Consider the following 8,877-nt stretch of genomic DNA (forward strand, 5'->3'; position numbering starts at 1 on the left):
GCTGGGACGGCAAAGGAAAATTTAAACTCACGAACCGTCCATCGGGACGATTGCAGGGTATTGGCCAGAAATGAATAAATATTAACCGTTTCACCACCAAACGTTCTCTATCCATGAGGCGTCCCGCTGGGAAGGCAAAGGAAAATTTAAAACCACAAACCGTCCCATCGGGACGATTGCTAGGTAGAAAAAATAATTTATTATTTTTTCGTTCCGTAGGAACGTTTCGTTTTGCGATAGGGTTGCTCAGCGATATGGAGGCAAAAAAAAGAAGTCAAGTTTAACGATAGCATTATCTCAGGGATATGGACATAAAAAAAGAAGTCAAGTTTTAAAAACTTGACTTCTTTGGTGCAAAGGTTTGTTTTTCCTAAACCCTAAACCCTAAACCCTAAACCCTAAACCCATTAAAATTCTGCGTTTTTCGGGAATCTTGGGAAAGCGATTACGTCGCGGATGTTGGTCATTCCGGTTACGAACAATACCAAACGTTCGAAACCTAAACCAAAACCTGCGTGCGGGGCAGAACCAAAACGGCGGGTATCTAAATACCACCAAAGTTCGTCCTGAGGGATGTTTAACTCTTCCATACGTCTGGTTAGGCGGTCTAAACGCTCTTCACGTTGTGATCCACCGATCATTTCACCAATTCCTGGGAATAAGATGTCCATGGCTGCAACGGTTTGTCTGCCTTCAGCATCTGGCTCATTCTGGCGCATGTAGAACGATTTAATATCTGCAGGGTAATCGGTTAAGATTACCGGTTTCTTAAAGTGTTTTTCTACCAGATAACGCTCGTGCTCGCTTTGTAAATCAGCACCCCATTCGTCAATCAGGTATTTAAACTGTTTCTTCTGGTTTGGCTTTGATGATTTTAAAATCCTGATTGCCTCAGTATAGGTTAAACGTTCAAAATCGTTTGCCAAACAGAAATCCAGTTTCTCTAGTAAGCTAAACTCGCTGCGCTCGTTCTGTGGTTTTTGTTTATCTTCTTCTGCTAAACGGGTGTTTAAGAATTCCAATTCATCCTTGCAGTTGTCTAAAGCATATTTAATTACATACTTCATCATATCTTCTGCAAGCTGCATGTTGTCTTCTAAATCCGCAAAGGCAACCTCAGGTTCAATCATCCAGAACTCGGCCAGGTGGCGGGTCGTATTTGAGTTTTCAGCCCTGAAAGTTGGTCCGAAGGTATAAATCTGTCCGAAAGCCATTGCCGCTAACTCACCTTCGAGCTGACCAGATACGGTTAAGTTGGTGGCGCGGGCAAAGAAATCCTGCGAGAAATCTACCTTACCATCATCTGTACGTGGGGTATTGTCGAAATCTAAAGTAGTTACCTTAAACATTTCACCGGCACCTTCTGCATCACTTGCGGTAATTACAGGAGTGTGCATATATACAAAACCACGTTCGTTGTAAAACTGGTGAATGGCAAAAGCCAAAGCATGGCGCACCTTGAAAACCGCGTTAAAAGTGTTGGTACGGAAACGCAGGTGGGCAATTTCGCGTAAAAACTCTAAACTGTGTTTTTTTGGCTGTAAGGGAAACTTTTCAGGATCGCTATCACCTAATATTTCTACACTGGTTGCTTTAATCTCTACAGATTGACCTTTACCTAACGATTCGATCAGTTTACCAGTGGCAGAAATGGCTGCGCCTGTGGTTATTCTTTTTAACAGCTCATCAGGTAGATTATTAAAATCGATCACTACCTGGATATTGCCCATGCAAGACCCGTCATTTAATGCAATAAACTGATTGTTACGGAAAGTTCTTACCCATCCCATAACCGTTACTTCTGTGTCAAATGCTGTCGACTTTAATAAATCTTTAATTTGCTGTCTCTTAATCATATTGTTATTTGTAAAAGGCGCAAATTTAGAAAAAAAAATGTATCGGTTAGCAGGTTTCAGTATACAGTTTTCAGTTTTTTTAGCTTGAGGCAATGTGAACGGTCAACTGAAAACTGCCAACTGGATACTGTTGTTGTTTGAAACAAATTCTTATCCTTAAATGATTTTAATATCAAATTAATTTTGCCATATTCAATCTATATTTAACTTAATTTTTAGTTGATTGTTTGTTTTAAAGCCACTGATGCCTCATGAATACATTTGATATAGATAAACAAACCTTAACCGACATGAATATATTCGAGGCATATGGTTTAAACAAAAGTGTTTTTTCTCTATTCAACCTCACTTTAACGATTAAAGGCAACGATAAACTGATCGAAATTTTTAGAACACCCTCTACGGATATTAAGATCATTAACGAGCGACAGGAATTGATAAAATATCTGTCAAATTATTCGGGTAACTTAAACTTTGACCGTACCAACATGGATTTTGTTGAAAGTTATCTGGTTCAGAATGCTAAAATCAAATCCTACTCCAGGCTATCGGCATTAAGCAAAGCGGTTAACTATTTCTTTTATCCTAATCAGGCGTACTACCTAAAAGAGAAAGGTGTTGGGGAGATTGTTTTTTTACTTAAAAAACTGGCCGAAGTTTTTGCCGGCCTGAGTGATGGAGTTAAGCCTGCATTGGTTAAAACATTTGATGAAGTTGTGCTAACCTTATTTAAGCAGCCCCTGGTTAAAGAGGTTGTGGAGCGTAATGAAAGAAAGATTACGTTATTCGAATTAGAGAAACTGGATCGTATATTAAGGGGCACTGAGTTGAAAACCGTTAAGCGATTTTTAGATTTAACCTATCAGATTGATGCCTATTTTGCCGTAGTAAAAGCGGCCAGAAAATACAAGCTGAGCCTGCCTCATGTAAATTTAAAGGAGCGTAATCTCCTTATCAAAGGTGTATTCCATCCTTTTTTAAATCAACCTGTTACTAATGATATTGAATTTGAAGTGGGAAAAAACGTTTGCTTTCTTACAGGAAGTAATATGGCCGGGAAATCGACTTTTCTTAAATCGGTCGGCATTTCTATCTATTTGGCACATTTAGGACTTCCAGTTCCTGCGGAATACATGGAAACTGGTATATGGCAGGGTTTGGTGTCAACCATAAACTTACCCGATAACTTAAATGAAGGTTATAGTCATTTCTACAATGAAGTTTTAAGAGTAAAACATGTTGCGGAGAAGATTAAAATTTCGAAAAATATTTTTGTGATTTTTGATGAACTCTTTACCGATGAGCGGATAGGAATGTGGATCATTGAAAATGAAGGGATTGCTGAAATTTTAAACAGCAGAGATTTGAATTAGATCTCTACTGCATTTTCTTTCTTAGCAGATTGAAACGCTAAACTCCAAACGCCCGACTCCAAACTACTGCTGCTGCTGTTGCTGTTGTTGCATCGCTTCCATATATTGCTGGTAACTGTTTTGTGTTCTGGCAGTGGTTACGGTTCCTGAAGGTTTGGTATAGTTCACTTCTTTTGGCTGGTAATAGGTTTCGCTGTCGTTAAAATCTTCATCGTTATAACCTACAGAAACATTGACCTCCATAATATGTTCGAAACCACCTTTGTAAACGCCTTTTACAGGAGAGCAATCGGTAAAGTTCCGGCCAACGGCCAGGCGCACATGGTTTTCGTTGGCGATACAGTTATTGGTAGGGTCTAAACCCAGCCAGCCATATTCGGGAAGGTAAGCTTCTGCCCAGGCATGTGTAGCGCCTTCTCCCCGCATCCCATCCCGGTTGGGGCAGATGTAGCCGCTCACATATCTTGCGGGGATGCCTGTTAAACGCAACATGGCGGTTAATACATGCGCAAAATCCTGACAAACACCAGCCCTGAGTTTTAGAATTTCATCAATGGTGGTATCTACAGCCGTTACACCTTTGATGTACTCGAAATTATTAAAAACATCGGCACAATATTTTATCGCGGTTTGGAAAGGTGTATCTTCAGTCTGTTTAATATTTAAGGCGGTTTCTTTTAGCTGGATAATCCCATCAAAACTTTCCTGACGCAAATAGTCGATATAGGGTACCTCATATTTAAGTGCGTTTAAACTGTTCCATTGTTCGCTGCTAAACATATCATCCTGTGGCAGGGGTTTGGCAAAAGTTTCTACACTCACTTTGGAAAAGATTTTGAGTTGGGTGTGCGGTTCGTTTTGCGTAAAAGTGCCCACTTCATTGCCGTAATAATCGATAAAGATTTCTATTTCCGGACTTCCGGAGATATTGAGGTCGTGTTTTACCACTTTTTGGAAATCATCTTTAATTGGAAATAAAATAATCTGGTTGGCGCTGTCGCGAACAGGTAATTCGTATTTGTAATTGGTGATATGTTTGATTTTGAAAATTGGCATAGGGCTGTTATTATGTTTTACCAGAGATAAAAGGAGGAATGCAGATCTAAAAGCTATAAAAGAAGAATATCTGTGTTCATCAGTGGTTAATATTTATAATTTTTATGAGTTTGCAAAATAATATTCATTTAGCAGGTTCCCGATGCCAAAAAGCTCGGCCCTGATTTCGGTAAGGTAATGGTGCAGCTGCTCTTCGTTCATGGTATTCACCGAACTATAGGTAATCATGCTTTTTAAACGACCTATTTTAAATGACAGGTTGTTGTAGTGTACGATATTGCTTTCGCTCTTTAAACGGTTAAAATACCTTTCTATATTGTTCATGGCGTACAATGCCGACCGGGGGAAATCGTTATTGAGCATGGCCAGCTCGATGATGTTTTTTGCATCAAAACCTTGTCTGTAGGTTTTAAGGTAGAGTTCGTAACCGCCTAACGACAGCAGTAAGTGTTTCCAGTACGATATATCCGTTAATAAATCTGGATTACTGCTGATCGAACTGAATTTAATGTCCAAAATATCAACTGATTGGATGCTTCTTTCGAGGTGTTTGCCAATATTCATAAAACTTCTGCTTTCTCCACGTTCCATTACGCTATCGGCCGTTCCGTTATACAACATTACCTGTTTGATCAGGATATCTAATGCGGTAACCGGATCATCTTTCTGGACATACCACAATAATTTTTCGTCCTTAACCGTGTGGTAGTATTCGTTTAGGCATTGCCATAAATCTTTCGGGATATGCTCCTGCACGCTCCTTGCATTTTCACGCGCGAGCGTAACGATATTTAAGATCGAATTTGGGTTCTCGCGGTTTAACAAGAGGTATTCGATCACGGCGCGACTATCATGCTGGATATTCAATAATTCGTTTTCATCATCAGATGAAAAGATCCTGATGACCGGCTTCCAGGTAAATTCCTGTATGGTATCTTGTGAGGAAGCGTAATTTATTTTTAACATGCGCAGCATACCATCGCTGCGTTCAACATATCTGCTTAACCAATATAAACTTGATGCCACTCTACTTAACATATTCTGTATTCTAAGAAGTTAAAACCCATGTATCTTTACTGCCACCGCCTTGCGAGCTGTTTACCACCAGCGAACCTTCTTTTAAGGCTACCCTGGTTAGTCCGCCCGGGACGATTGAAATGCCATCCGGCCCGTTTAAGGCAAAAGGGCGGAGGTCGATCCTTCGTGGCGCCAGTTTCCCGTTGATAAAACATGGGGCAGAGGATAAGCTGATGGTGGGTTGTGCAATAAAATTTCGTGGATCTTTTAATACTTCAATTTTATATTCTTCGGTTTCCTGCTCTGTTGCGGCATGTCCCATTAACATGCCATAACCACCACTTCCATTGGTTTTTTTAATCACCATGGTATTGATGTTGGCGAAAACATATTCCAGTTCATCTTGATTACTCAGCTGATAAGTGGGCACATTCTTTAAAATGGGGTCTTCATTGAGGTAATACCTGATCATATCGGGCACGTAGGTGTAAACCGCTTTATCGTCGGCCACGCCATTGCCAACTGCATTAATAATGGCCACATTGCCTTTGCGGTAAGCGCCCATTAAACCGGCGACCCCCAAAACACTGTTGGGGTTAAATACCAAAGGGTCGAGGTAATCATCATCTACTCGGCGATAAATCACATCTACCTGTTGCAGTCCGGTGGTGGTTTTCATAAATACCTTTTGGTCTTTAACCACCAGGTCGCGTCCTTCTACCAGTTCTACGCCCATTAAACGGGCCAGTGTAGTATGTTCGTAATAGGCAGAATTGTACATGCCCGGACTTAACAATACGATTGTTGGGTTGGAAACTGCCCTTGGCGAGAGCGACATTAGATTTTTATACAATAGGGAAGGGTATTCGGTTACGCTTCTTACACCGCATTGCGGGATCAGGTCAGGGAAAAGTCTTTTGGTGATCTCGCGGTTCTCGAGCATGTAACTTACACCAGATGGGGTACGCAGGTTATCTTCCAGTACATAAAAGGTACCGTCGTGGTCTCTGATCAGATCTATCCCTGCAATATGGATATAGATATCGTGTAATACATTTACATTGTGCATCTCTCTTAAGAAATGCGGACAGGAATAAATTACATTTATGGGTACTATTTTGTCTTTTAGGATAAATTGATTGCTATAAACGTCTTTTAAGAAAAGATTTAGTGCTTTTAGGCGTTGTTTTATTCCTTTTTCTATAAAATTCCATTCAGTTGAAGTAATTATTCTGGGAATAATATCAAAAGGAAAGATTTTTTCGATGCCTTCGCCACTATCGTATACCGTAAAGGTAATGCCCTGGCTCATGAAGAGTTTTTTTGCAAGTTCTTCCTTTTTGTTGAGGTTATCTAGCGATTCTTTTGAGAAATTGTTGATGAAATTTGAATAGTGATCCCGATAATGATCACCATTTAGAAACATTTCGTCGTAAGTTTTGGGATGATTAAAGTAATTTTTTATAAAATCTTCTATCATTTTGCTTAAATATTTCCTTAAATTATGATTTTGTAAGTAAAAAACTAATGTTTTTATTTAAAATTTTAAATTTTATATGATTTATATCTATTTAAGATAATTTTTTAGTCTGTATTTTAGTGTTTTATGAGTTTTTTAATGAAATATTTAAATAATTTAATAAAAATACTTGCTAATATGGATAAAGTTTGTACTTTTGTGATGCTCGTTAATTATTATTATATATTTGGTTTAAAAAAAGCGCTGGTAACGGCGCTTTTTTTATAAAACTTTCAAGACTTATTCATAATCAACATAAACCAAACAACCTAAACTAAGAAAGCTCCAGTTTTACTGGAGCTTTTCTTTTTATGATCTTTTTTTGTTTAGGTATAATCGCTTTAGAACTGTATCTTTTTCTGCGTGGTCGGCGGGTAGCGCGATAAAATCGCTGTTCTCATGCATCCCCGTTACAAACGGGGACGATGTTTTGAGTTCTAGGCCATAGGAGTGTAAGTGTGCTAAGTGGGCCTTCAATTAAAATCCTTTTAAATCTGCGTTCCTTTTCTGCGTGATCAGCGGGAAACGAGGTGAGGTTTTTCCCGCAGATTTAAAAAGATCAAAAACGCAGATTAAGCAGGTTGCTAAATTAAGGGGTGAGAATTATTTTAGCGCGATAAAATCGCTGTTCTCGTGCATCCCCGTTACAAACGGGGACGATGGTTAAGGTTAAGCAGATGTTTTAAAGGGTATGGGTTAGCAAGACAAAATTGCTGTTCTCGTGCATCCCCGTTACAAACGGGGACGATGTTTAAGGTTAAGCAAATGTTTTAAAGGTATTATTTTAGCGCGATAAAATCGCTGTTCTCATGCATCCCCGTTACAAACGGGGACGATGTTTTGAGTTCTAGGCCATATGAGGAGTGTAAGTGTGCCAGGTGGGCCTTCAATTAAAATCCCTTTAAATCTGCGTTCCTTTTCTGCGTGATCAGCGGGAAACGAGGTAGGGTTTTTCCCGCAGATTTAAAAAGATCAAAAACGCAGATTAAGCAGGTTGGTAATTAAGGAGTGAGTAATTATTTTAGTGCGATAAAATCGCTGTTCTCGTGCATCCCCGTTACAAACGAGGACGATGGTTAAGGTTAAGCAGATGTTTTAAAGGGTATGGGTTAGCGAGACAAAATTGCTGTTCTCACGTATCCTCGTCGCAGACCGGGAATGTATACGAACGCTACAATGACAGGTTATATATAGAAATCGTCATCTGATAGCTATCGGATGACGATTGCGTAAATGTTGTAAGTATAAAAAAAAGCTATCCTGGTTTTAACCGGATAGCTTTTTCCAATATATGTTTTGTTGTTGTTATGCTTCTGAATACGTGATTTTGTTCACGTGTTTATCAATTTCCCATCTTCCTGTACCTTCTTCGCCGATTACTTCGAACAATTCTAAAGCTCTGCGTGCTTTGTATTCTTCTTCGCGTTGCTCTTTTAAGAACCAATTTAGGAATTCCATGGTTACAAAATCCTGCTCTTTATGGCATTTAGCTGCAAGGTTTTTAAAACTTTGGGTAATTGCGATTTCTGCTTCTAAAGCATCTTCGAAAACTTCTCTAAATCCGACAAATTCAGTTTTGATGCCTGATACTTCAGGAGATATTGCGTTTCCGCCCATATCCAAAACGTATTTGAACAGTTTTAACTGGTGCACTCTTTCTTCTTCAGATTGTTTTAAGAAATAATCTGCTGAAAAGTCGAATCCATTTTGGTCGCACCAAGATGACATTGATAAATATAGTGATGAAGAGTGAGCTTCTTTTTTGATTTGCTGATTTAATAATGTCTCGATATCCTGAGATATTAAACATTTGATACGCATTAGATCTTTCATATTTCTGTACTTTAATAACAATACAAATGTAAACGTAATTTGTTCGCTAAACTAATTTATTTGCTATATGAAATTAGTCTAAATTGCTGATAATTAGTTATTTGTAATGAGTTTAAATAAGAAGGGATGAACGATGGAAGGGCTGAGATGGATGATGGAGAATGTAGGATAACGCGAAACGGATAGTGGTTGAGGATCAGAAGTATAATGGGCGGTAATGATC

Annotated in this window: 6 protein-coding genes; 1 reads left to right on the forward strand and 5 read right to left on the reverse strand. The window is 39.0% G+C overall.

What is annotated here, in order from left to right; all coding sequences use genetic code 11:
• Nucleotides 1–407: 407 nt before the first annotated feature.
• The gene (gene asnS / locus R2S57_RS29760) at nucleotides 408–1,856 is read right to left on the reverse strand and encodes an asparagine--tRNA ligase (RefSeq protein WP_316848546.1); all 1,449 of its coding nucleotides are present in this window, start codon (nucleotides 1,854–1,856) and stop codon (nucleotides 408–410) included.
• A gap of 251 nt (nucleotides 1,857–2,107) precedes the next feature.
• Here asnS and R2S57_RS29765 point away from each other — a divergent pair, with 251 nt between their 5' ends.
• Nucleotides 2,108–3,229, forward strand: a complete 1,122-nt coding sequence (locus R2S57_RS29765) for a MutS-related protein (RefSeq protein ID WP_316848547.1) — start codon at nucleotides 2,108–2,110, stop codon at nucleotides 3,227–3,229.
• 63 nt (nucleotides 3,230–3,292) lie between these two features.
• Here R2S57_RS29765 and R2S57_RS29770 read toward each other — a convergent pair whose 3' ends face one another.
• From R2S57_RS29770 to R2S57_RS29785, 4 genes are all read right to left on the reverse strand, one after another.
• The gene (locus tag R2S57_RS29770; protein WP_316848548.1) at nucleotides 3,293–4,285 is read right to left on the reverse strand and encodes a transglutaminase family protein; all 993 of its coding nucleotides are present in this window, start codon (nucleotides 4,283–4,285) and stop codon (nucleotides 3,293–3,295) included.
• Between the two features lie 102 nt (nucleotides 4,286–4,387).
• Nucleotides 4,388–5,323: an alpha-E domain-containing protein gene (locus tag R2S57_RS29775; RefSeq protein WP_316848549.1), complete on the reverse strand. Its 936-nt coding sequence runs from the start codon at nucleotides 5,321–5,323 to the stop codon at nucleotides 4,388–4,390.
• 10 nt (nucleotides 5,324–5,333) lie between these two features.
• Nucleotides 5,334–6,782, reverse strand: coding sequence for a circularly permuted type 2 ATP-grasp protein (locus R2S57_RS29780; RefSeq protein ID WP_316848550.1), 1,449 nt, complete (start codon nucleotides 6,780–6,782; stop codon nucleotides 5,334–5,336).
• 1,344 nt (nucleotides 6,783–8,126) lie between these two features.
• A complete protein-coding gene (locus R2S57_RS29785; protein WP_316848551.1) occupies nucleotides 8,127–8,654 on the reverse strand; it encodes a ferritin in 528 nt (175 codons plus the stop codon).
• Nucleotides 8,655–8,877: the final 223 nt, after the last annotated feature.

This window comes from Pedobacter psychrodurus, from assembly GCF_032678585.1.
In the GTDB taxonomy this organism is placed as follows: domain Bacteria; phylum Bacteroidota; class Bacteroidia; order Sphingobacteriales; family Sphingobacteriaceae; genus Pedobacter; species Pedobacter psychrodurus_A.

Bases quoted from the DNA above. Each gene is read 5' to 3' on its own strand.
- asnS (WP_316848546.1), bottom strand. From the start codon at position 1,856: ATGATTAAGAGACAGCAAATTAAAGATTTATTAAAGTCGACAGCATTT.
- R2S57_RS29765 (WP_316848547.1), top strand. From the start codon at position 2,108: ATGAATACATTTGATATAGATAAACAAACCTTAACCGACATGAATATA.
- R2S57_RS29770 (WP_316848548.1), bottom strand. From the start codon at position 4,285: ATGCCAATTTTCAAAATCAAACATATCACCAATTACAAATACGAATTA.
- R2S57_RS29775 (WP_316848549.1), bottom strand. From the start codon at position 5,323: ATGTTAAGTAGAGTGGCATCAAGTTTATATTGGTTAAGCAGATATGTT.
- R2S57_RS29780 (WP_316848550.1), bottom strand. From the start codon at position 6,782: ATGATAGAAGATTTTATAAAAAATTACTTTAATCATCCCAAAACTTAC.
- R2S57_RS29785 (WP_316848551.1), bottom strand. From the start codon at position 8,654: ATGAAAGATCTAATGCGTATCAAATGTTTAATATCTCAGGATATCGAG.